Source organism: Dyella solisilvae (assembly GCF_003351225.1).
GTDB classification, from domain to species: Bacteria; Pseudomonadota; Gammaproteobacteria; order Xanthomonadales; family Rhodanobacteraceae; genus Dyella; species Dyella solisilvae.
Genome location: NZ_QQSY01000002.1, coordinates 534,692 through 557,678, shown reverse-complemented (window position 1 = coordinate 557,678; position 22,987 = coordinate 534,692). Strand labels below are relative to the sequence as shown.

Annotated in this window: 23 protein-coding genes; 9 read left to right on the top strand and 14 right to left on the bottom strand. The window is 64.6% G+C overall.

Annotated features, from left to right (window positions below):
- Nucleotides 1–282: 282 nt before the first annotated feature.
- Nucleotides 283–441, top strand: coding sequence for a hypothetical protein (locus tag DVT68_RS20425; RefSeq protein WP_158543483.1), 159 nt, complete (start codon nucleotides 283–285; stop codon nucleotides 439–441).
- Nucleotides 442–604: 163 nt separating this feature from the next.
- Here DVT68_RS20425 and DVT68_RS09725 read toward each other — a convergent pair whose 3' ends face one another.
- From DVT68_RS09725 to nadA, 3 genes are read right to left on the bottom strand one after another with little or no spacing between them, the layout of a single operon-like run.
- Nucleotides 605–1,279, bottom strand: a complete 675-nt coding sequence (locus DVT68_RS09725; protein WP_199536020.1) for a cysteine hydrolase family protein — start codon at nucleotides 1,277–1,279, stop codon at nucleotides 605–607.
- Between the two features lie 55 nt (nucleotides 1,280–1,334).
- A complete protein-coding gene (gene nadB, locus DVT68_RS09720) occupies nucleotides 1,335–2,765 on the bottom strand; it encodes an L-aspartate oxidase (RefSeq protein WP_114824871.1) in 1,431 nt (476 codons plus the stop codon).
- Nucleotides 2,765–3,790: a quinolinate synthase NadA gene (gene nadA, locus DVT68_RS09715; protein ID WP_114824870.1), complete on the bottom strand. Its 1,026-nt coding sequence runs from the start codon at nucleotides 3,788–3,790 to the stop codon at nucleotides 2,765–2,767. Before nadA ends, nadB begins: the two co-directional genes overlap by 1 nt.
- Before the next feature lie 401 nt (nucleotides 3,791–4,191).
- Between nadA and DVT68_RS09710 the strand changes: the two genes are divergently transcribed.
- The 3 genes from DVT68_RS09710 (at nucleotide 4,192) to DVT68_RS09700 (ending at nucleotide 8,017) form a co-directional block, all read left to right on the top strand.
- Nucleotides 4,192–4,626: an RrF2 family transcriptional regulator gene (locus tag DVT68_RS09710; RefSeq protein ID WP_114824869.1), complete on the top strand. Its 435-nt coding sequence runs from the start codon at nucleotides 4,192–4,194 to the stop codon at nucleotides 4,624–4,626.
- 220 nt (nucleotides 4,627–4,846) lie between these two features.
- Nucleotides 4,847–7,090, top strand: coding sequence for a nitric-oxide reductase large subunit (locus tag DVT68_RS09705; RefSeq protein WP_199536019.1), 2,244 nt, complete (start codon nucleotides 4,847–4,849; stop codon nucleotides 7,088–7,090).
- 243 nt (nucleotides 7,091–7,333) lie between these two features.
- Nucleotides 7,334–8,017, top strand: coding sequence for a c-type cytochrome (locus DVT68_RS09700; RefSeq protein ID WP_114824867.1), 684 nt, complete (start codon nucleotides 7,334–7,336; stop codon nucleotides 8,015–8,017).
- Between the two features lie 16 nt (nucleotides 8,018–8,033).
- Here the strand turns inward: DVT68_RS09700 and DVT68_RS09695 are convergent, their stop codons facing one another.
- The 4 genes from DVT68_RS09695 to DVT68_RS09680 are packed head-to-tail and all read right to left on the bottom strand — an operon-like array spanning nucleotide 8,034 to nucleotide 12,147.
- On the bottom strand, nucleotides 8,034–8,666 hold the full coding sequence (locus DVT68_RS09695) for a DUF2894 domain-containing protein (RefSeq protein ID WP_114824866.1): 633 nt from the start codon (nucleotides 8,664–8,666) through the stop codon (nucleotides 8,034–8,036).
- Nucleotides 8,659–9,306, bottom strand: coding sequence for an OmpA family protein (locus DVT68_RS09690; protein WP_114824865.1), 648 nt, complete (start codon nucleotides 9,304–9,306; stop codon nucleotides 8,659–8,661). Before DVT68_RS09690 ends, DVT68_RS09695 begins: the two co-directional genes overlap by 8 nt.
- Nucleotides 9,303–11,399 (bottom strand): DUF802 domain-containing protein, encoded by a 2,097-nt coding sequence (locus tag DVT68_RS09685; protein ID WP_114824864.1) that lies wholly within the window; start codon nucleotides 11,397–11,399, stop codon nucleotides 9,303–9,305. Before DVT68_RS09685 ends, DVT68_RS09690 begins: the two co-directional genes overlap by 4 nt.
- Nucleotides 11,400–11,409: 10 nt before the next feature.
- Nucleotides 11,410–12,147 (bottom strand): DUF3348 domain-containing protein, encoded by a 738-nt coding sequence (locus DVT68_RS09680; RefSeq protein WP_114824863.1) that lies wholly within the window; start codon nucleotides 12,145–12,147, stop codon nucleotides 11,410–11,412.
- A 303-nt stretch (nucleotides 12,148–12,450) separates the two neighbouring features.
- Here DVT68_RS09680 and DVT68_RS09675 point away from each other — a divergent pair, with 303 nt between their 5' ends.
- Both DVT68_RS09675 and DVT68_RS09670 read left to right on the top strand, forming a co-directional pair.
- Nucleotides 12,451–13,374: a Dyp-type peroxidase gene (locus DVT68_RS09675; RefSeq protein WP_114824862.1), complete on the top strand. Its 924-nt coding sequence runs from the start codon at nucleotides 12,451–12,453 to the stop codon at nucleotides 13,372–13,374.
- A 111-nt stretch (nucleotides 13,375–13,485) separates the two neighbouring features.
- The gene (locus DVT68_RS09670) at nucleotides 13,486–13,971 is read left to right on the top strand and encodes a RidA family protein (RefSeq protein ID WP_114824861.1); all 486 of its coding nucleotides are present in this window, start codon (nucleotides 13,486–13,488) and stop codon (nucleotides 13,969–13,971) included.
- A gap of 49 nt (nucleotides 13,972–14,020) precedes the next feature.
- Here the strand turns inward: DVT68_RS09670 and DVT68_RS09665 are convergent, their stop codons facing one another.
- Nucleotides 14,021–14,944 (bottom strand): PNPOx family protein, encoded by a 924-nt coding sequence (locus DVT68_RS09665; RefSeq protein ID WP_114824860.1) that lies wholly within the window; start codon nucleotides 14,942–14,944, stop codon nucleotides 14,021–14,023.
- A 1-nt stretch (nucleotide 14,945) separates the two neighbouring features.
- Nucleotides 14,946–15,608, bottom strand: coding sequence for a methyltransferase domain-containing protein (locus DVT68_RS09660; protein WP_233523417.1), 663 nt, complete (start codon nucleotides 15,606–15,608; stop codon nucleotides 14,946–14,948).
- 357 nt (nucleotides 15,609–15,965) lie between these two features.
- Between DVT68_RS09660 and DVT68_RS09655 the strand changes: the two genes are divergently transcribed.
- Complete coding sequence (locus DVT68_RS09655; protein ID WP_425477465.1) at nucleotides 15,966–16,361, top strand: DUF1801 domain-containing protein; 396 nt, start codon at nucleotides 15,966–15,968, stop codon at nucleotides 16,359–16,361.
- A gap of 244 nt (nucleotides 16,362–16,605) precedes the next feature.
- On the opposite strand, the gene DVT68_RS09650 is transcribed toward DVT68_RS09655, so the two are convergent.
- The 4 genes from DVT68_RS09650 to DVT68_RS09635 all read right to left on the bottom strand — a co-directional run bounded on the left by DVT68_RS09650 (nucleotide 16,606) and on the right by DVT68_RS09635 (nucleotide 19,932).
- A complete protein-coding gene (locus tag DVT68_RS09650; protein ID WP_199536018.1) occupies nucleotides 16,606–16,821 on the bottom strand; it encodes a hypothetical protein in 216 nt (71 codons plus the stop codon).
- A gap of 292 nt (nucleotides 16,822–17,113) precedes the next feature.
- Nucleotides 17,114–17,491: a nuclear transport factor 2 family protein gene (locus DVT68_RS09645; RefSeq protein WP_114824857.1), complete on the bottom strand. Its 378-nt coding sequence runs from the start codon at nucleotides 17,489–17,491 to the stop codon at nucleotides 17,114–17,116.
- A 229-nt stretch (nucleotides 17,492–17,720) separates the two neighbouring features.
- Complete coding sequence (locus DVT68_RS09640) at nucleotides 17,721–19,097, bottom strand: FAD-containing oxidoreductase (RefSeq protein WP_114824856.1); 1,377 nt, start codon at nucleotides 19,095–19,097, stop codon at nucleotides 17,721–17,723.
- Nucleotides 19,098–19,482: 385 nt separating this feature from the next.
- Nucleotides 19,483–19,932 carry a hypothetical protein gene (locus DVT68_RS09635; RefSeq protein WP_199536017.1) on the bottom strand — a complete coding sequence of 150 codons (450 nt, stop codon included), beginning with the start codon at nucleotides 19,930–19,932 and terminating at the stop codon, nucleotides 19,483–19,485.
- 595 nt (nucleotides 19,933–20,527) lie between these two features.
- Between DVT68_RS09635 and DVT68_RS09630 the strand changes: the two genes are divergently transcribed.
- A complete protein-coding gene (locus tag DVT68_RS09630) occupies nucleotides 20,528–20,761 on the top strand; it encodes a hypothetical protein (RefSeq protein ID WP_147281700.1) in 234 nt (77 codons plus the stop codon).
- 479 nt (nucleotides 20,762–21,240) lie between these two features.
- Complete coding sequence (locus tag DVT68_RS09625; RefSeq protein WP_114824854.1) at nucleotides 21,241–21,855, top strand: peroxiredoxin; 615 nt, start codon at nucleotides 21,241–21,243, stop codon at nucleotides 21,853–21,855.
- A 515-nt stretch (nucleotides 21,856–22,370) separates the two neighbouring features.
- Here DVT68_RS09625 and DVT68_RS09620 read toward each other — a convergent pair.
- On the bottom strand, nucleotides 22,371–22,736 hold the full coding sequence (locus tag DVT68_RS09620) for a hypothetical protein (RefSeq protein ID WP_114824853.1): 366 nt from the start codon (nucleotides 22,734–22,736) through the stop codon (nucleotides 22,371–22,373).
- Between the last annotated feature and the right edge of the window lie 251 nt (nucleotides 22,737–22,987).

Genomic DNA, 22,987 nt, shown 5'->3' with positions numbered 1-22,987 from the left:
GATTCGCCGAATTTGCTTTGCGTATTCCCTGCAGACTCGGGCTGTCGAAGGCGCCACGCCAGCCATTTGGCTGGCACGCAGCCGCCAATCGGGTTGCGGACATGACCCATGTGTTCGTTTGTTCGCCCGGCTGTCCGGACAGCGTCCGCGGACAGATCATGCGTCGAATCATGTTTGAAGAGAATGGCCCAGTGATGCGCTTTTCCACCGACGTTCGGCGTTGGCACGGCGATTGCTCTATCTCCAGTGAGAGCAGTAACCCACCCGTTCAGGAGAGCCATCATGAAATTCGAAAATCTGATCCTGCATAGCCTGTACGCCGCCTGCTTCGCGATCTGCCTGCTGACCGTCGGCGCCATGATCGTTGACAAGCCGTCACCCGCAACCACCTCCGTCGCCAGCCAGGCCAACGTCGCTGCGCACGCCGCCATCCATGGATGATCCGACAGCCATGGAACCCCAGGAAAGGAGGTCGAAGACGGTTATCCCATCGATAACCTCCGGCCTCCTTTAGCGGAACGGATTCAACTCAGAAAAATTGCCTTCGCCGGGGCCGAAGCGCCCGCGTTGGATCGGCCGCAACAACAAGAAGAACCAAGTCGGCTCAGGTCACCAACTGCTGCAGGGCGCCAGCAAGGCGCTCGGAATCACTCACCCAACCGAAGTTGTCGCCTTCGCTATACATGACGCGCACCGTGGACTCGTGGTCGGCCGGGTCGTATGCCGCACAGGCGTCTTTCAGAAGGACGCATGCGTAGCCGAGATCCACCGCGGAGCGCAGTGTCGACGCCACGCAGCACTGCGTCGTGTAGCCCATCAGCAGCAGCGTATCGATGCCCCGAACACGCAGGACCGTGTCCAGCGTGGTTTGGTGGAAGGCGCTGAATCCCGCCTTGTCGATCACGGGCTCGCCTTCGGCGGGGCGCATTGCCGGAATGATCTCGGTACCAGCTTCGCCCTTCACGAGGAAGCGACCCAGTGGTCCGTGGGAGCCAACGGCGAGATCGTATTGCCTGCGGAAGGTATTGAGGTCCGACAGATCGGGTGCGTAGCACTCGCGGGTGAAGAACACGAATAGACCGGCCTGTCGCGCTGCGGACAGCGCGCGCTGCGCGGCCGGCAGGCTGGCCAGCAGATGGCTGATCGGCAGGCCCAACGCGCCCGCGCGGCCTTCAGGAAGGACGAAATCTGCCTGGAAGTCGATGCATGCCAGCGCGGTGCGCGCCGGATCGCATTCAATGCTGCGGCCGTTCTCGCAGGCAAGGCGGATTTGTTCCAAGGGTCACCTCGCTCTCGCACGGACATGCGAGGAACCCATCGGACACCGGGCCGGTTCAGTCCTCGCGATAGTGCGATCCTAGGCTAGTTCGGCGCCCCAGGGCAGCCGCGATGAGTTGCTTCGCCAGCCGTGCCTGCCAGCCGGTCGGATTGCGCAGCAGTTCCCCGTCCAGTGCGTGCTGCAGCGTGGACTCCACGCGCACCGGGCCAGCGGCATCCCAAAGGCTTCGGCGCAGCTCAACCAGCGCCGGTAACGCTAGGGATTCGCCGCGTTGACGCCACTGGTGCTGGCCACGCGCTGGTGTGGTCGGCAGCCTCGACAGGTGCTGGCCGGTTCGCCGGCCACAAAGCAGGCCCTCCAGCAGCGAGTTGCTGGCGAGGCGATTGGCGCCGTGCACGCCATTGCAGGCTACCTCGCCCACCGCGTAGAGGCCGCGGACGGTGGTGCGCCCCTCCAGGTCCACCGAGAGCCCACCCATGTGGAAATGCGCAGCGGGTGTAACAGGGATCGGCGCATGGCGCGGATCGATGCCGTGCGCCAGGCACGAGGCATGCACGGTGGGAAAACGGCTCGCCAGGTCGCCTTCGACACCGCTAGTGTCGAGCCAGACCCGGCCGTCGTCGCGCAGGGCGCGCCAAACCTGCCTGGCCACGATATCCCGTGGCGCCAGATCGCCCATGGCGTGCAGCTTGTCCATCAGTGGCGAGCCGTCGATGCGGCGCAGTCGCGCGCCGGCGCCGCGCAAGGCCTCGGTGACCAGGGGCAGGCAATGGCCATCGGCCACGTCGAGCGCAGTCGGATGGAACTGCATGAATTCCAGGTCGCGCGTGGCGGCGCCGGCCGCCATGCCGAGCACCAGGCCGCTGCCGATTGCGCCCGGGGGATTGCTCGTGCGCGCGAACAGCGCGCCCATGCCGCCGGTGGCGAGCACCACTGCGGCCGCCTGAATCTCTTCCTGTCGGCCGTTGATGTCCCGGGCTCGAACGCCACAAACGCGCCCGTCGCGCAGCAGCAAGGCGTCGACATCGACGTCGCTGCGCCAGTCGATATGCGTCGCCGCGCGCGCCTGCGCGTGCATGGATCGAACCACCGCCGCGCCACTCGCGTCGCCACCGGCATGCACGATGCGCGCGGCGCGATGTCCTCCCTCGCGGCCGAGCGCGAGCTGGCCCCCGGAGTCGCGGTCGAAGGGCACGCCCAACGAGGTCAACCATTCGACCGCGCCGGATGCGTTCCGGCACAGCCAGCGCACCATCACCAGGTCGTTGTGGCCTGCGCCGGCGGCCAGGGTGTCGGCCACGTGGGCGGCAACATCATCGCCGTCGCCAATCGCCGCGGCGATGCCACCCTGGGCAAGCGTGCTGGCGCTGTCGCCGCCATCCGCGTTGCGGCACAACAGTAGGACCGGCAACGGCGCCACTGCCAGCGCCGTCGCCAGTCCCGCCACGCCACCGCCCACGATGACGATGGGGAGTTCGCCGGACATCAGACGGACTCGCGCCGACCGACATCCAGCATGCGCTGCAGGGCCCGGCGCGCACGGGCGGCGACGCCGGGCGGCACGTCGACCACATGCTTGAGATCACGCAGGGCTTCGTAGATGCCGGGCAGGGTGATCCGCTGCATGTGCGGGCACAGGTGGCAGGGCTTGATGAACTCGGTGGCCGGGAACTGCTTGCGCAAGTTGTCGGCCATCGAGCACTCGGTGATGAGCGCGACGCGCGACGGTTGCTCGCGTTCCAGCCATTTACCCATGGCCGTGGTCGAACCGACGAAGTCGGCCTCTGCGAGCACCTCGGGCGCGCATTCGGGATGGGCGGCGAGGCGAGCGTTGAATTGCTCGCGCGCGTGGCGCGCCTGTTGTGCGGTGAATTTCTCGTGCACTTCGCAGCGGCCGTCCCACAGCACCAACTCCACCTTTGTCTGCGATGCGACGTGGCGGCCGAGGTACTGGTCGGGCAGGAAGATCACCTTGGGCGAGCCCATCGACTCCACCACCTGCACCGCGTTGGCCGAGGTGCAGATTGCATCGGATTCCGCTTTTACCGCCGCCGAGGTATTGGCGTAGCTGACCACCGGCACACCGGGATGGCGGGCGCGCAGCGCCAGCACATCTTCGGCGGTGATCGACGAAGCCAGCGAGCAGCCGGCCTCCAAGTCTGGAATCAGCACGGTCTTGTTCGGGGCGAGGATCTTGGCGCTCTCCGCCATGAAGTGCACGCCGCACATCACGATCAGGTCGGCATCGCAATCGGCTGCGGCCTGTGCGAGGCCGAGCGAGTCGCCGGTGATATCGGCCACGCCCTGGAAGATCTCGGGCGTCTGGTAGCTGTGCGCCATGATCACGGCGCCGCGAAGTTTCTTCAGACGACGGATCGCATCGATCCACGGCAGATGCATCGAGGCCTCGATGCAGGGAATCACGGTCTCGAGGGACGCCTTCAGCTCGGCATACTCGTGTTCGAGTTCGTCGCGCCAGACGGGTACCGGCAGGTCGTCGAGACTATTCATGGGTGGATTGATCCGGTCATTGGGCGGTTTGACAAAAGGTTCGACGGCCGGGGGACGAAGCACGCCATGCGCGCGCCTGGCCGCGGTTGGTGGTCAGTGGTGGCATCCCGCCGCAGAGAAGCTGATGGACAAGGCTTTGGTGCGCAGTGGGCCTCCCCTTGTGCCCGGTCTCGCCATGCAGGCGCCTCGATGGGCGATTGGCATCGGCGATGACGCGTGCGCCTTGTCCGGCTTGGTCCAGGCCGCAAGTGTGGAAGGCGAGTGGTGACGTCGCCTTGATTGAGGTCAGGGTGCGGGGCTAGAACGCCGGGCGCGCGCGGGACTCCGTGGTCGGGTCATGGTGGTTGCGACGCGCCGTCCATAGAATGGGTATTCCGCATATATGTTTACCGGTTTTCGCCATGCGACTCAGCACGTTCACTGACTATTGCCTGCGCACGCTGATGTACCTGGCGGTGAACGGTGATGGCCTGGCCACGCGTAGTGACATTGCGGAGGCCTATGACATTTCCGAGAACCACCTGATGAAGGTGGTGAACTGGCTGGCCCGCCAGGGCTACATCGAGACCCAGCGCGGCAAGGGCGGCGGCATGCAACTGGCCCGCAAGCCGGCAGGCATCAACGTGGGCGAACTGGTCCGCGCCAGTGAGTCACCCAAGCCGGTGGTGGAGTGCTTCGAGCCGGAACACGGCAGCTGCCGCCTGCGACCGTCCTGCCGCCTTCGGGGCATCCTAGCCGAAGCCGTGGAGGCCATGTACCAGTCACTCGACCGCTACACGCTCGCCGACCTGGTGGCCAAGCCAAGGCAACTCGCCACGTTGCTGCGCATCGTATGATCCGTAACGCGATGCCCCTGTGATCAAGTGAGTCGAATTGACGCGGTGGGCCCAATGGGAAGTCACTTTGAAACTGTTTTGACTTGGAGCAAGGCGGTTAAACGCACCCCCAATGTAAGTTGCATCTGAAATACCTGTTTAGGCGTGCAGTGCACGCGCTTCATTGACTGGGAGCCCTCAGATGCAATCTTCACGGAAACTATGGCGGTGGCTCGCCATCATGTTTTTCGCGTCCTTCGCCGTCCTCGGATGGCTGGGCCGCGAGATCTATCTCGCCGCACCACCGATTCCCAAGGACGTCGTCGCGGCCAACGGCCAGGTGATCTACACGGGCGAACAGATCCAGCGTGGCCAGGAGGCCTGGCTGCAGGCCGGCGGCCAGCAGCTGGGCACCGTTTGGGGCCACGGCAGCTACGTCGCGCCGGACTGGTCGGCCGACTGGCTGCATCGTGAGGCCCTCGCGCTGCGCGAACGCCTGGCCGAGGAACACTATGGGCGCCCCTATGCCGAGATCGGCGCTGACGCAACGGCTTCGGTCGACGCGCAGGTGAAGTCGACGCTCCGCACCAACACCTATGACGCGGCGTCCGACACGATCACCGTGGACAACGATCGCGCTGCCGCGATGGCGCAGGTGGCGGACCACTACAAGGGCCTGTTCGGAACCGACCCGTCGCTCGACAAGCTGCGCGAACAGTACGCCATGATGCCCGGCTCGCTGCCGGACAAGCAGGATCTCGACGCGCTGCCGGCGTTCTTCTTCTGGTCCGCCTGGGCGGCCGCGACCGACCGGCCGGGTGAGACCCACCTGTCCTACACCAGCAACTGGCCGCACGAGCCGATCGTGGACAACGTGCCGACCACCGCCAATGGCATGTGGTCGATCGCCAGCTTCGTCGGCCTGATCGCAGGCATCGCGGCGATGATCTGGTTCCATGCGACCCAGCATGATGAATCGGATCCGGCGGCGCCGAAGTCGGACCCGCTGTTCAACCTGGTTCCGACCGCGTCCATGCGCGCCACCATGAAGTACTTCTACGTGGTGATCGCGCTGATGGGCCTGCAAGTGATCATGGGTGTGATCACCGCGCACTACTCGGTCGAGGGCAACAGCTTCTTCGGCATCCCGCTCGCCACTGTCCTTCCGTGGGTGGCAAGTCGAACCATACACACGCAGTTGGCGGTGCTGTGGATCGCCACGGCCTGGCTCGCCACCGGCTTGTATATCGGTCCGGCGTTGTCGGGTCGCGAACCCAAGTACCAGGCGCTCGGCGTCAACGCGCTGCTGGTCGCGCTGGTGGTGGTCGTGGTCGGCTCGCTGGTCTGCGGCTGGCTGGGCACGCTGCAGAAGATGGGCTTCAACTTCAACTTCTGGATCGGCAACCAGGGCCTGGAATACACCAGCATGGGCCGCATCTGGCAGATCCTGCTGTTCATCGGCCTGATGTTCTGGCTGCTGCTGATGGGTCGCGCTCTGTGGCCGGCACTGATGCGTCCGTCGGAGAGCCGTGGCCTGATCGCCATGGTGTTCATCGCCGCCACCTGCATCGGCCTGTTCTACGCCACCTCGCTTGTCTGGGGTCAGCACACGCACTACTCGATGATCGAATACTGGCGCTGGTGGCTGGTCCACCTGTGGGTGGAAGGCTTCTTCGAAGTGTTCGCCACGGCCGTGATTGCGCTGATCTTCTCCCGCCTTGGCCTGATCCGCGCCTCGACCGCCAACATCGCGATCGTGCTCGAGACCATCGTGTTCCTCTTCGGCGGCATCCTGGGCACGCTGCACCACCTGTACTTCACGGGTTCGCCGACTTCGGTGATCGCCGTGGGCGCCATGTTCTCGGCGCTGGAAGTGGTGCCGCTGGCGATGGTGGGCTTCGAGGGCTACAAGAACTACCAGCGCATGAAGTCCGCGCCGTGGGTGGCCAATTACAAGTGGATCATCCTGTGCTTCATCGCGGTGGGCTTCTGGAACACCGTGGGCGCCGGCCTGCTGGGCTTCGCCATCAACCCGCCGATCTCGCTGTACTACGTGCAGGGCCTCAACCTGACGCCGGCGCACGGTCACGCGGCACTGTTCGGTGTGTACGGCATGCTCGGCATCGGCCTGACCCTGTTCTGCCTGCGTGGCCTGGCCCCGCGCGCCAACTGGTCGGATGTCCTGCTCAAGCGCATGTTCTGGTGCCTCAACATCGGCCTGGCCATGATGGTGTTCCTCGCGCTGGTGCCGTCCGGCATCTACCAGGCCTGGACCAGCGTCGAGTACGGCCTGTGGTACGCACGCTCGCCGGAAGTCGTGCACTCGGCCTTCATGCAGGCGATGGTATGGCTGCGTGTGCCTGGTGACCTGGTGTTTGCTTTCGGCATCGTGTTCCTGGCGGCCTTTGCACTGAAGCTGCTCGGCCGTGGCAAGGAGTCCGCTCCGGTGATCGCGGCACAGCCGGCTCGTTCGCAGGCGCCGTAAGTCACATCGTCCGTAGCGCAAGGCGGCAGGCGTGAATACGCCTGCCGTTTTGCGTTTCCTCCGCAGTCGCGCGACGCGCGCACCGACCCGGTCAACGGTCGCATTGCAAAGCGTCGCTTCGCCGGCCTCGACCCGCTCAGGCTTTTGATCATTCCCATGTCACGAAAACATGAAAAGCATCGCCCACCGTGGGCGTGGACCTGGCCCAAGGTCGCCGTACTTGTCGCTTGCTGGCTGGCATCGATGGCAAGCCTGGCTTCCGGTGTGGCGGCATCAACCAACGCACCGATACCCGACACGCTGGAGCAGCGCCTGGTCGCCTGCGCCGCCTGTCACGGACCCCATGGCGCCGGAGATCCTGGCCACCCGGACATTCCGCGCCTGGCAGGACAACCCGCTGCCTACCTCGCGTTGCAGCTCGAATATTTCCGCAGCGGCGAGCGCAAGAACGCGGAGATGGAATTTCTCACCCGTCAGTTGAGCCCGGCGTACATCAAGGAGATCGCCGCGTATTTCTCCAGCCAGCAGGCGCCTTATGTATCGACGCCCGCACCGGCACTGACCGATGCGCTGATGAGCAGGGGCGAAGAGCTGGTGCGTCGTGGCGATGCGAGTCGCGGCATCCCGGCCTGCACCGACTGCCACGGCCAGCGGTTGACCGGCAGGGACAACCTGATCCCTGGCCTGACCGAGCTTTCGTACGACTACATGAATGCGCAGTTCGCGCTGTGGAAGGGCCAGTCGCGCGCCGCCGAGAAACCTTATTGCATGGCGGTGGTGGCGATACGCATGAGCGAATCCGACCAACGCGCCGCCGTTGCGTGGCTCGCTTCGCATGGCGGCGCCGTCGCTGCCGAAACGGCGCACGCCGCTGAACCGCCATTGCCCGGGTGGTGCGTGTTGAACAGGGGTGCAAACGGGCCGTAGCTCTTGGCGGGCGCGCTCAGGCCTGCGGCTTGCGTGGTTTTCTGGGCGCGCGCTTCTTCGTGGTCGCCGCCGGCGGCGCGTCTTGCGCCACCGGAGGCGCGGCCACGTTCATCTGCTCCAGCCAGGTCAGGTCGTCGACGTAGCCCAGGAAATGCTGGAGATACCCCGGCGAGACTTCGCGCATCAGGGTGATCGCCCGGTGCACCAGGGCGCTCGAGTTGAGCGGGCCGGCATTGGTTGGCGCCTGCTGAAGGGACTGCCGCATCTGGCTGTCGGTACGCAGCTTGGCCCACAGCTTGCGAATGCCTTCCAGCGCTTCCGGCGCCGCGAACGCATGCAGGCGGGCATCGGCATCCCCCGCCGCCACGTGGTCGACCAAGGTCCCCAAGCCGCCACGCGCCTCCGCGCCATTTTCGGCCGTGCAGTCGATTCCCGGTTCGCGGCGCCGCGCGCGCCCGAGGTCGGCCTCGTAGGCATCAAGCAGCGCGGAAAGCCGCTGGTCCAGCAAACGCCGGGCTTCGCCGTGGTGATCGGCGGCACGCCGCTCCAGCGCCTCCATGACATGGAAGCGCAAGGGATCGACGCGATCGGCGCCTTGTTCGCGCCACGCGTCGAGCCGGGCGCGAGCGTGCGTCGCGCTGTCAGTCATGGGACGCAGCGGTCGTCGCCGATGGCTTCGGCACGGGGGCGATTTCGACGCGACGGTTTCTCGCGCGTCCCTCGTCGTCGGCGTTTGAGCTGACCGGCTGCTCGGCGCCAAACGCGGCGGCGAACACCGAGGAAGCGGGCACGCCGTGGGCGATCAGCGCGCGCGTCACGGTAAGCGCACGCTCGGCCGACAGTTCCCAGTTGTCCGCAAAGCGGCGATTGCCGTCGAGCACCTGACGGTCATCGGTGAAGCCGCTCACCATCAGGATTTCGTCGCGGGACTTGAGGTAGTCGGACAGCGGGCCGGCCAGGCTCTTCAGCAGCTCGTCGCCTTCCGGCTGGAGCTGATCGGAGTTCAACGCGAACAGCACGCTGCCACGAATGCCGATGCGACCGTTGACCAGTGTGACGCGGCCGGCGGCGAGCGGCGCCGCCAGCGCTTGCTCGAGACTCATGCGGCGTTGCGCCTCGGCCTGTCGTTGCTTGACCTCCTCGTCGAGCCGGTGCGACAGCTGCAGCTGCACGCCGATCACGCCGACCAGAATCAGCACGAACGCGCCGAGCAGCACCGACATGAGGTCGCCGAAGGCGGCCCAGATGGGCGTGCCCGAATCGGATTCGAGCTCCATGTCGTCGGTCATGCGGTCTCCGTTTCGGCCAGCGCGCGCTGACTGCCGATCTGCTGCAGTTCCTCGATGATCTGCTTTTGCGACAGCATGCTGAGGTCGACCACTTCCCTGGCCTGCATGACGTAATAGGCGAGCTGTTCATCGCTGCGAACCAGCGACTTGTCCAGCGCGTCGGCAATGACCTGCAGGCGTTCCATCAACGCCTCGTTCGACTGGCCGTACAGCTGCACGGCCACGCCGAAGGCTTCGCCCAGACTGGCCACTTCGACCGCGCTTCCGGTGATCTGCGCGGCGACGCAGTCAAGCTTGCCGGTTTCGGCTTCGACATGCTCGATGAAACGGGCGCCGACGCGTTCGAGCAGGCCGGCCGAGGTGCTGACCAGCGCGTCGACCGCGGTGCGTTGCTCGGTGGATGCGTGGTTGACCGCATCGAGCAGGGTTTCCAGCGTCGCCAGCAGGCGGCTGCGTTCTTCGAGCATCGCGGTATCGCGGACCATGCTGTCAGACAGTTTCTGGCGCAATTCGGCGACAACTTCGGCGGCCACCTTCGGCGCTTCCGAGGCGGCCTGCACGAGGCGGGAAATCTCGGCGATCGTCGCGCTGGCGTGCGACTGCGCCTGGGCCGAGATGTCGCTGGCGGTGCGAGCGAGCGTGTCGCAGATCTCCTGCTGACGGGTCGCGGCGTGCTCGCCGGCCTGCTCCCACTGCTGGCCCAGCGACGACGTCATCGCCCCGAGCGCCTCCGACCAAGCCTCCAGGCGCTGCTGGTCGCGCGATTCCAGCGTCGCCTGCAGCTCGGTGTGCGAATCGCGCACGACGCTGACCAGCGAGGACGCGTGTTCCTCGAAGATCGCGCCAGCCGCTGACAGGGCCCGCTCGTTGCGGGCCGCCAGGTCATCATTCGCGGCCTGCTGCCGCGACAGCGCGTTGTTCCAGGCCTCGGTCGCGTGGTTCGCGCTGGCATCGAGTCGCGACGCCACGCATTCCAGCAGATGGGCCGAGCGCTGGTCGAAGGTGTCGGTGAACTGCGCCAGCGACCCGCGCAGGTCCTGGGTCAGCGCCGTGTTGGCCTCGCGCTGCTCCGCCACGGCCGCGTTCCAGATCTGCGCCACGGTGGTGGTGCTGGTCTCGACGCTGGTGGTCAGTGCTTGCAGTTGTTGCTCCACGGACTGCGTGATCGTGCCGTGCAGCTGGGTTGCCTGCTGCGCGAGGCCTGCCATGGTGGAGTCCACCACCGGCTGCAGGGCCGATGCGCCAGCGCGGGCGCCCTGGGCGACGCTGTCCTTCAGCGTCTGCTCCACCGAGGAGGCGAGATTGACGTAGACAGTCTCGGTCTTGGCATGAAAGGCCTCATGACTGGCGATCTGCCGCTCCTGGGCGGCCAGGTTCTGCTGTTCGATGCTTGCCATCATGGCTTGCAGACGGTCGACCAGGGCCGGCATCAGGGCCGTCTGCTGCTGCAGCAGCTTGAACGCTTCCTCGCGTTGATGGGCCTGCGAATGCACGCGCAAGGTCGTGGCGATCTTCGCATCGAGCGACTGCACAGCTTGGAGCCGTTCGCGTCGGCACAGGGCGGAGAGCAGCCCGAGCATCGCCGAGCTGGCCACGCCGGCGATCGAGGTGCCGAACGCGAACCCGAGGCCCTTGACCGGCGCGGCGAGCGAGCCACGGATGGCTTGAAGATCCGTCGCGCTTTCCAGCGCCAGGCCGGTGCCGCGCAGGGTCGCCATCATGCCCAGCAGGGTGCCCAGCATGCCCAGCAGCACCAGCAGGCCGACGAGGTACGGCGTCAGCACCGGCGCGGGCAGCACGACGCGCCCACCCTCGATGCGCAGGCGCGTGGCGTTGCGGAGGCTGGGATGCAGGCGATCGAGCCAGTCACCGAGGTTCGCCGGCGCGACCGACAAGCCGGCAACGGCTTGCTGCAGCGTGGCAGTCGCCTGCCGGTAGCGATGCAGCTCGTAGGCGCCGGCCAGGTAGCAGGCGCCGATCATCAGCGCGACGGCTTCGCCCAGCGGATTGGAGCCGACGTAGCCCGCGCCGATCCAGCAGACAGCGGCGAGACCCACGAGCAACACGGTGAATTGGAGGAGATGTCTGAACATGATGTTCCCGTTAGCGGGTGCGAAGCGCTGCAAGCAGCCCGTCGACCGGTTGAAAGCGAAGATCCAGTTCGGCGAGCAGCACGCTCTGCATGTCTCGGCGAAACACGTCCAGCCACGCGCGAGACGCGGCCGCCGGTGTGTCCGGCGATGCGGGCGCGTCGGCGACGGTGTTGTCGCCGGCTTGGCGCAGTCGCTCGAAGTGCTCGCCGAGCACGGTCGGCACGGTGGCCAACAGCGTGTGCTCGCGTGGGCTCAAGGCGCGTTCCATGACGGCATCCACGGCGGCAAGGCGGGCCATGTCGGCGGTTCCCTCGGCGAGCCTGTCGCGCAGGCGACCGCGCAGCCTGCCCGTGGCCGACTGCATCGAGCGCTGCATGCTGAGGTAGCGCTGACGAAAGGGGGCGTAGTCGACCGTGCCATCGGCGCCCGCTTCAATCGCTGGGATCTGCCCGGATGCAGAAGCGGACACGCCGATCCCGTCGCCCGTAATCGTCGCGGTCAGGGTGGCGCGCGCATGCGCGCACTCCTCTTCCTCGGCGCTGACCGACGACGAGGCGGCGCCATCGGCCGCGGCAGGCCTGCCGTCAAGCGCCGTGGAGAGGGCGATCGAATGCGTCCAGTCGAGCCACTGGCTGAGCCGCTGCGACAGCGACTGCTGGGTAGGTGTGACGCCAACGTCGGTCATGCGCGCAAGTAGGCGGATGAACGTCGGGCCACGGACCGACGCCCGTTGAGCTGCTTGCACCATACTGCTGGCTAAAAATTAACCATTTTACACGGTAAAGGGGGGCGATCGGCTAGCTGTGGCCGGTGCGACCGGGTCCCGCGCGCCAATGAGCCCGAATTGAGCCTGGCAGCTAGCGCGCCGAGCATGAACCCCGCAGTTGTGGGGGGGCGATCCGGGCCACGCGGCGCTCGGCCGGGGGAGCCTGGCTCCCTCGGTGGTTCGGTGCGGTGCGAACGACCGAGGGGATAACAAGCTTGCACGGCTGCTTCATCGGGATCCCCCCATGCTGCATGCTCGGACGAATAGCAGCGCGGGGCGCCCACCATGAATACGCAAGCGATAACGGCGCCGCTGACGCGAGCGGCGATTTTCATGGTCGCGACGCTTGACCCCGACCCGGCTGGCAACGCGGCAGCCCGCGCGCTTTGGAGCGATATCGCGTCGCTGGTCCGCGCGGTGGGTTTCCGGCAGCCGGAGCGGCGCCTGTCATGCGTGGTGGGCATCGGATCGGCGGCCTGGGATCGACTGTTCGGTACGCCGCGGCCCGCCGAGCTTCATCCCTTCCGCGAGATCAAGGGCGTGCACCACGCCGTCGCCACGCCGGGAGACTTGCTCTTCCATATCCGCGCCACGCACATGGACCTGTGCTTCGAGCTGGCCACCCAGATCATGTCGCGCATCGGTGATGTCGTCACAGCTGTCGATGAGGTGCACGGCTTCAAGTACTTCGATGAGCGCGACTTGCTTGGCTTTGTCGATGGCACCGAGAATCCCGTGGATCAGGCAGCCGTCGACGCCACCACGATCGGCGACGAAGATCCGGCCTTCGCCGGCGGCAGCTACGTCATCGTGCAGAAATACCTGCATGACCTGAAGGCGTGGAACGCGGTGCCGGTCGAGCAGCAGGAAGGAATCGTCGGAAGGAAGAAGCTCTCCGACGTGGAGCTGGACGAAGCAGCCAAACCTTCCTATGCCCACAACGTGCTCACCAGCATCGAAGAGGATGGCGAAGAGCTCGAGATCCTGCGCGACAACATGCCGTTCGGTGAGGCCGGCAAGGGCGAGTTCGGTACCTACTTCATCGGCTATGCGCGCTCACCGACGCGCATCGAGCAGATGCTCACCAACATGTTCGTCGGCAAGCCGCCAGGCAATTACGATCGCTTGCTGGACTTCAGCAAGGCCGTAACCGGCACGCTGTTCTTCGTGCCATCGGCGGCGTTGCTGGAAAGCGTGGGTTCGCACTAACCCATCCTCGTTGATGCAGCGCACGCGGAGGGCGCGCCTCTCGGGCCGGCATGAGGTAAGTTGCGCGGGTAAGTCGACCGTCAACCCATCGTGCGTGACCGGAGAGTGCCCATGAGCGAGATCGAGTCCCGTCTGACCGCGCTGGGGTTGGCCTTGCCGCCAGCTTTTCCCGTGCCCAGCGACCTGCGCCTCCCGTTCGAGTTCGCCCAGGTGTGTGGCGTCCGGGTGCTCCTCTCGGGGCACGGGCCGCAAGCCGCGGATGGCACGTTGGCCGGGCCCTTCGGCAAGGTGGGCGCGGACCTGTCCGTCAGCGAGGGCTACCAGGCGGCGCGACTCGTCGCGCTTTCCATGCTCGCCAGCCTCAAGCGCGCCATCGGCGACCTCGATCGGGTCGATCGCTGGCATCGGGTTTTCGGCATGGTCAACTCAGCGCCCGGGTTCACGCAGCAGCCGCAGGTCATCAACGGATTCTCCGACCTCATCCTGGAGCTGTACGGCCCGCAGCGGGGCACGCATACGCGCAGCGCCATCGGCGTGGCGGAGCTGCCCTTCAACATGCCGGTGGAGATCGAAGGCGAACTGTCCCTGCGCGCCTAGCATCGAACGATGGCCCGCGGAGCACCGCGCACACGTCACGGCGCGTGGATCAGATCTCGGTGAAAGGCATATGCCGTCGACGGCGATAGGCCTGGTGAAATCCGGGCGTGTGATGCAGCTGGGCGCCATCCACGGCGGGTTGGTCGGTTTCGACGTGGCACAGGAAAAATATGTGCGAACCGAGCTCCTGGCTATCCACGATGGTCAGCTCCTGAATTCGCAGCGCATCGGAGACAGCGGGAATGCCAAACGCCTTCGATGGTCGCACCGGAAATGGCAGGGCAGCCCAGTCCGTGAGGGGCGTCTTGTGATGCTGGCTGAGCTGGTACACCTGCGCCTTCATCGTCGCGGGGACGTTGGACAGCACCACCTGGCGCACCTCCCGCATAACGTGCGCCGACACATTGGTGCTGCGCAACGCCAGCGAATACAGCCCGCTGGCGCCCAGAGGGCCGATCAGGTCCATCGGGAATATGTTGCAGTGGCCAGCCGTCGCGACTGATACAAGCACGACGGGTCGCGGGCACAGATAGGCAATCATCAGTTGCTGTACGGCGGCCGGCTGCATCAGTCCGTGATGCGACGACGGCGTCTTCCGCATCAGGCGATTCTGCAACCACGTATTCCAGGGCCGACGGGGCCAGTCGAGGCAACGGTGTTCGCCGGACGCGACGTGATAGACGGCAAGCGCTGCCCCGTTGGTGGCGACGCCCGCTGCCTTTGCCAGGTGCAGGAAGCCCAACGGCCTGCCGGTGGCGCTGTCGCGGTATTCGAGTGTCGGACGTTGGCCAGCATCGATACTGGTTGCGATCGACAGAGGCTTCAGTGAGGCCACCGTGTGATCGGTCGTGACATCGACCGAATGGCCATCCCAATGCAAGGTGGCGCTGACCACCCGCTGGGGAGGCGCAACGGCGATTGTCGACCATTGCGGCAGCGGGCGAACCCATGGCCTTATCCAGTCCTTCCACATGTCAGTCGCGCCGGAACAGCAGGAACATGTAGAGCTCGGTGACCGTGCCCCAACCGCGCGGCGTGCGCCGCTCCAGGTGGAAATACGGGGCCGCCGCGCGCGCCATGAACCCTGGCGAAAAGCGATGGATACGGCTTTCGCTGGGAATGGCGTAATGACCATGACGCACGAGATTCACCAGGTTGGCTCTCCACCAGTCGTAGCGTGCGTCGCCCAGGTAATAGGGATTGAGCATGCTGGCCAGGACAAAACCGCCGGCCTGCACCACGTGCGACAGCTCTTCAAAGAGCGCGGCGTGATCCTCGATGTGGTTGAGGACGGCGAAGTCTGCGGTGACTGCCTGCACCTTGCAGGCGAGGGGCGAGGTGAGGGTGACAACGGTCTCTCGGGCGATTTCATCGCGGCAGTAACGGGCCAGGCAGGCTCGCATCGGTTCGGAAGGCTCATAGACGAATGTGGGATGTCCGCTGGCGGCATAAGCCTTGGCATCGATGCCTGTGCCTGCGCCGAAATCGAGTAGGCCCGCGCCGGCGGGCATCAGACCGAGCGCCAACTTCTGGAACCGCTCGCGCACCGCCCGGTCTCGCTGCGAGCCAAGCATGAACGCGTGGTACTGCTCGCCGGTATGCATAGGGATGCCTTCCGTGCTGGCAGGTCCGCTCATGGTTGTTGGCCGTCGACACGCCGTGTTCATCGTCACGGTGACGCCTCGCGCTTTACGCCGCGGCGAGCCAGCATCGGTGCAGGCCCACCTCGGCTTGTCGCCCATGTGTGCCGGTGGCCTCGTGAAAGGTTGCAGCGGACGGTGGGCGCCGCGCATCCTGGCAGCGGGCGCCATTCGGAAGCGGAAACCTCCGGTCTGCGCACCTCAGTGGTGGATGGCTTGCTCGATGCGGCGACCTGAATGGCTGACCTTGGCCTCACGTCGGTCCCATGGCGGCCAGCTACCATGGTGGTCCCCGGAACGCGGCTTGCATGGCAAGGAGACGAACCCATGGAACCTTCGGAGCGCATTGACCAGTTGATCGAAGGACTGACGGACTGGCGCGGCAAGACCTTTGCAAGCGTGCGCAAGGCCATCCTGGCGGCCGATCCGCAGATCGTCGAGGAATGGAAGTGGATGGGCAGCCCGGTGTGGTATCGCGACGGCATCATTGCCGTAGGCAACGCCCACAAGGGCAAGGTGAAGCTCACTTTTTCGCACGGGGCAAAGCTCGCCGATCCGGACCAGCTCTTCAACGCTGGCCTTGGCGGCGGCACGTGGCGGGCGATCGATTTCCTCGAAGGCGACAAGGTCAACTCGTCCGCGCTGAAGCGACTCATCCGCACTGCCATTGCCTATAACCAGGCGAAATCCACGAAGAAGGCGCCGGCAGGCGCGCGACCGAAGGCGACAAAAAGAACAAAAGAGCCGTGAAGCAGTCGCTCCGCGTGAAGTCGGTCCGGGCGGGGCGTGCTCAAGTCGCACCCTCTAGCTTGTCGCTCCCAAGGGTCTTGAAGGGGCGATGCCCAGCCGACGTGGTGTTCGGGCATCAGTGCCTCACATCGGTGGGCCCGCGTGGGATTCCTCACCCGTCAAATTGTCGAGCCAGTCAACAACCTTGCCGCCCAGTGCTTACGGATCGTGATACGCGTCATCGCGGCAGTCGGCTGACGCAATTTCAGGGCGGTTCCGCCAATGCGGCAGAGACGAGGTCGCTGCGAAGCTCAGCCTGCGTCAGGGCGACGGTAGGCGACTGGCGGATCGCAACTGCCTTCATCGATTGCGGTTTGAGCATCAGGTGACGCTGAGCTTCCCAGTTCTTCGCCAGACGTTGGGCCTGAGCGACTTCGGCGGGCGTTGCTCCGATGAAAGCGACGACCACGTAACCATTCATGGGGACGGTGTAGGTTGCTTCGACATGGGTGCCCAGCCTTACGACGTGCTTGCAGACGCAAGGCATGATGCGTCCGTTGTTGGTCCAAAGGCCGCTACGGTGAAACGTGCAGCCGGTCCACGCGGAGGCATCCCTGTTTCGACGAGAGTTGTCAGGTCCACTTCGGCCAAAGTGCATGGATGTTGCAGTTCAAACCAATCCTCTCCATCGGCCGCTCGTCGCCGAGAAAGTGGACTCCGGCCTTGTATTCGCATGCCGACATCTTCCTTGCTGCGGCATCTCCACTGCTTCCTCACGTTTCGACCCACTGAGAGCGCCAACCGGGAGCTGCAAACGGATCGGCGAAGTACTGGGCCTCATGCGAGACCTTTCCATCCCGAAACTCCATGATGCTCACGGTGTAGGTTGGCTTGCCCTCATAGGTAATCACATACTCGCTAACCCAGAGATTGCCTTCTCCAACGATGCGACGCACCGCGAATCCCGATGGTTTACCCGGGTGATGGCTGCGTAGCGCTTGCAGATTACGCCGACCACGAATGATCTCGCCCGATTGGGGGTACTCGCACACAGCGTCATCGTGATAGATGTCGTGCTCGACCTCTTGATCGCCCGCGGCGGAAGCAGTCCAGTGTTGATCGATGGCCTCGCGGATCTTCTGCGCTTGCATCGGCGTCCTCCATGGTGATTCTGCGTGTGTTGAGGAAACAAACAGGTTGCTCGGCTGGTTGCTGATGCTGATTTGTCTTCGCGCAGGCCAGCGCCGGTCGGTGATCAGCGGCGAAGTGGTCGGTGTGCCACACCTCTTGGAGCGGTGGCCGAGAAAACTTCGCGTTCATCGTGATACCAGGCCCCGACAGCTTGCGAAGCCGGCGCCTCCATTGCGTCAAGGAGATCCATTAGGAAACGGGGCGAAGCTCGCCCGCGATGGTCGGCACCAGTTCGGACACGGTCGGGTGAATGTGCATCGTGTGCCTAAGTGTGGCGGCATTGCCGCCGGCCGCCATGATGTCCAGCACGGTGTGGATCGCCTCATCGCCACTCGTGCCAAGGATTGCAGCCCCCAGGATGGCGTCGGTATCGGCATCCACCACGATCTTCATGAAACCTAGCTGTTCGTCCTTCTCGACAGCGCGGCCAACGCGCCTCATCGGACGCCGGCCGACGAGGATCCGGCTTCCCGTGGCGCGGGCCTCCGTTTCGGTCATGCCGACCCGACCCAGCGGCGGATCGACATAGAGCGCGTAACAGGCAATGCGGTCGGTGACTTTGCGGTTGGCGCCGTCGAGCAGGTTTTGCGCCACGATCTCGAAGTCGTTGTAGGCAGTATGAGTAAAGGCGCCACGGCCGTTGCAGTCACCCAGCGCCCAGATGCCCGGAACATTCGTCTCCAGCCGGTCGTTGACCTGGATATAGCCGCGCTTGTCCGTCTCGATGCCGGCCATTTCCAAACCCAGATCATCGGTATTGGGACGCCGCCCGACGGCGAGCAGGAGATGGCTGCCAATGGTTTCTGGCACGCCCTCGCTGCAGTCGAGGCCGACCGCGACGCCATCCGGGTGGCGGGCAAAACGGATGCACTCGGCGCCCGTGCGGATCTGGATGCCCTCGGCTTCGAGGATCGAACGGACGGCGTCCGATATCTCGGCATCCTCGCGGCCGATCAGCCGCGGTCCTTTCTCGACGACGGTCACCCTCGATCCAAAACGCGCGTAGATCTGTGCAAACTCGAGACCGATATAGCTGCCGCCGACCACCACCAGATGATCGGGAAGCAGATCGGTATCGAGCAGCGAGCTGTTGGTGAAGAAAGGTACTTCGCCAACCCCCGGCATATCCGGCACCAGGGCGCGTCCGCCGACATTGATGAAGATGCGCTCCGCCTCCAGCAGTTCGTCGCCCACTCGCACTGTCTTGGCGCTCTCGAAACGGGCATGGCCACGAATGAGGGTGCAACCCTTCATGCTACGCAGCCAGGTTTCGTTGCCGTTGCGCGAGTCGACAGAGATCTTTTGCGAGCGTGCGTGGACGCGCGCCATGTCGATGCCGATCGGCCCGGTGATCACGCCGTAGTCGGCGCTGCGCCGGGCGTGATGGGCGGCATAGGCGCTGGCGACCAGTGTCTTGGTCGGCTTGCAGCCAGTGTTGACGCACGTTCCGCCGATCAGATGCCGTTCCACAACGGCGACCGTCATGCCGGCATCAGTCAGTCGCCCCGCCATGGACGGCCCTGCCTGGCCGGTGCCAATGACGATGGCGTCGAATTTTCCAGCCATGCGCGTCTCTCCGCTTTGGTGTCGCCCATCGCTGCCGTGGCGCGTCGGTTATCGTGATGTTGATGGCCTTCATTCGGGCCGTCCCCTCACCAGGGTGGCCCGTTACGCGTACGCTCCCGGGTGAGGTATAGGTCGTATCGGTCCGGCCAGAACAGATGCCACGAAGGGCGCCATCATGGGCTCGTGCGCCCGATAACCAAGAACGGGATCAACCGCGATCCGCCGCCCGCGATCATGGCCCACGGCAGGTGAGCACCATGTCGCGAGCACATGGTGCTAAACGGCGACGTCCGCGGCTGACCCGAAGCGGACCATGTGCAGTCGGCGTGAATGTGGGTCGTTGTACGAACGGCAAGGTCGAAGCGAAGACTCAGTCGCGCCGCTATCAAGCCGCTCCTGATTGAGCTGATTGATCTGGTCGATCTTTGTGCTCTTTCGACTGATCGAGGAAGGGGCGTGTTGCGATGCGCGTGATGACCAGCCACGCAAACAGTGCGACGCTGATACCGGTCACTGCCGAGCCGATGCCGAGCACCGGATCAAACCCGGGGACGTTTTTGAGCTGGGCAGCCAGCGCGGCGAGCATCGCCGGCATGCCGATGTTGTAGAGCCAGAAATGCAAGCTGGCGATTCGCCCTTCGGTGATGGCGGGATAGGCCAGGCCGATCAGGCCGAACAGCGTCATGGAGACCCAGCCAAGCAAGTTGAGATGGGCGTGCACGGCCATCAGCGAGTGGTCACCGGAAGCACCCATGACCAGGCCCAATGCAACGGCGACGACAAAGTAAACGACCGCCACACGGAACCAGGCGCGGCTACGGGGATTGTCAGTCATGGGGTTCTCCTCGGTTGAATGGGCTTCTGTGACCTTCCGCACGGGCGCCGGCTTGCCATCGCAAAGCGACTGATGCGAGACGAAGCAATACCCGCTCGCCTTGCACGGCTCGCCAGCTCGGCGCCGGCGGAAGTAGTTGCACAAATGCCGATTTTCTTGCGTTGTTTTTGCCTCCGCGACAGAGGCGTCGCCACGCGCCAGCCGAAGGTTCTGATGTGTTATTCGGCGCGCTTGACGTTCTGGACGGCTGAATCTACCGCCGCTTTCGCCGGCAAAAGAACACGACTTACGATGCTCTAACCAATGACATAGACCGTCGGTCGCCGGCTCATCGGTCAAGGACCAGGCTTTGAGTCCCATGGGTAAGGCTCCTATTCGGTTTGCGCCTGCAGCGTTGACCCATTGGCTCTGGCACGTTGAAAAGCATGGCGGGCGCTCAAGCGCCACAGGGTGTTACCCCTTTGACGCAGGGCGGATTTCGGGCATGGAGATGCCTTCTGGATCGGCGCACAGACGATGCGGTTTGCCTGGTCGCCTGCGTTCGGAGAGGATGCGCCGGGAGTCGCAAGTAAACCGGGAAGCCATAGGGGGCGGCATGGAAGGCGTGTGGGGCATGGTCGCAGTGCTTGGGTTGGGGGCCGCAGCGGTCGCACAGCTAGTCGCGGCCTGCCTTTGCTTTAGCCTCAGCCCAGCGAAAGGTCTGGCGTCGCTTGTCGTTCCTGGCTATCTGTTCCTCGGGATCAGGGAACATGCCTACTATCGGCCCGTGATTGGCTTATGGTTGATCGGCCTGAGCGCCATGACGGCCGGAACCATCGCGCTGAGTTAGCTCCGCCTTGCAGCAAACCCATGGCGGAGTTGGGCATGCCCGCTTCCGCCTGTAGCAGCGAGAGGCGAGCCAGGCCCTGGACCGGGACTGGAGCCAGGCAACGCGCGCTTGCCATCCCATGCGGTGAGCGCCATGGCCATCGTCATCGCGGCGGCCGGTATGGGGTTCAGAGTTCCAAGCCTGGCGATACGGAACGGCCTGTAAATCCAACGCTGCCGCGCCCCTTGCCATTGGGCGACTCCGGGTCTTTCATGCACCTGTTGTGAAGCATGAAGTCTTCAGGTCCGGGCTCCTGAAATCGGGAATGCAACCGATGAAGCTGCCGACGACACTTACCTTGAATCCGGTGATCCATTATCTGCGCGCCGCTTCGACCCTTCGCCCCCAACAGGCCGATACAATGGCCAAGTCGAGGGCTGGGGCGACCCGGATGAAGCTTTCGCGAAGTTCTTTTCCATAAGCATGCCGAGGGTTACGCCATGAATAAGCGTCTTGTGTTGTCCCTGGTCGCAGGTGTCCTGGTCGCCGGAGCGCTCGCGGCTCCGCCCGCGTTCGCCGCGCTGAGCCAAGGCACGGCCGCTCCCGCCTTCACCGCCCAGGCAAGCAAGGACGGCAAGGCCTTTGAGATTTCACTGGCAAGCGCCCTCAAGAACGGGCCGGTCGTCGTGTACTTCTTTCCCTCGGCCTATACAGGGGGCTGCGATATCGAGGCGCATGCTTTCGCCACCGAAGCCGCAAAGTTCGAGGCAGCAGGCGCCACGATCATCGGTGTGTCGGCAGACAGTATCCAGCGGCTCAATGCGTTCTCCGCGGACCCGAACTTCTGCGCAGGCAAGTTCCCCATCGCGTCCGATCCCGAGGGAAAGATCGCCGCGTCCTATGACCTGAAAATGCAGGCGGCAGTGCCGGGCGCCAAGGATGTGCGCGGCGACGTCATCGACCACGGGTTCATCTCGCGCACGACGTTCGTGATCGACCGCGATGGGAAGATTGCAGCGGTCTTCTCTTCAGAGGCCGATCACCTCCATCCGCAGGAGCATGTCGCCAAGTCACTCGCCACTGTTGAACAGCTGCAGGGCAAGAAAGCTCCCTGAGTGAGAGGCTGTGCGTTCGCGCGAGTGTCGGTCAGACGGCTCGCGCGAACGCTGTCGACGCCGTGGCCCGGCGGTTGAACGAGCGGCCTCGACAGACGTTGAGCTTTGAGTCACCGGCCGAACGATTCCGGCAATGTGTTGCGTTGACCGGCTGAAATGGCAATCCAGAGCGGGCCTTGGCGCCAATGGTTTCATGATGGTCGTGCTGGGCAAGCGGCGCTTTGTGGTTATAAAGCGCCGCCATCGCATTCGTTTTGCGCCCGCTCGCGTCCTTCTTCGTTCTCTTGCCGCCCTGAGTGTCCGCGACGCCGTGGCGATTCAGGCCGTGCAGAGTTAAGCGCTCTTGTTAGGTGTGCACACCATCCGTGCGTGCCCCTTCCCCTTGCCTCAGTCAATAACGCAAAGGCATGATTTCCATGGCAATGGAATGCCAAAAATTGTGTTGCACCGGATTCCACCAGCCACAAAAAAGGCCCGCCGGATGGCGGGCTTTGCGGGCTGGGTCTCGCTTCCAGTCAGTTGCTGGACAGCGTGTCCGACTGAGCTTGCGAGTTCGACGAGGTGGCCTGGACGAACAGGCCGGTCTTATCGAACGTGAGGGACTCGGTCACCGTGTTTGCGTCGGCATGGCCACGGAACACGCCGACAAACGGGATCCAGCTGCCGCTGCCTTGCGAATGCGTGTAGGCGTAGATGATCTGGATGCTTCCATCGGGCAGCCGGGTCGAGGCGTTCGGCTTGCCAAGCTCGGCCTCAACCTGGGCGATGGTCGTTATGCCAGGCTGGAACGTGCTGACGACATGGGGATCCACTTTCGTGCCGGAGCTGGCGCAGCCGGCGAGTAGGGCAGAGGCAAGTATGGCGAGCTTCTTGTGCGTCACAGGGTTTCCTTACGAGGCTTGGCGGTAGGTATCGGGTCATGCCATCGGGTAATCGCATTGAGCGGCTAGCCGATGAGAGGGGAATGAATGTTCTCCTGACTGCACATTCTCCCTTTGTCGTTCGTGCTGCACTGTTGCCGAGCGCTCACATCCAGCGATTGAGCATGGCGACGCGTTGCGCTTCGCAAGCTGGATCGTAGCGCGCCTGCAGCATCGGGGAGAACGGGCGGGCGAATGCGGACCGTGTGATC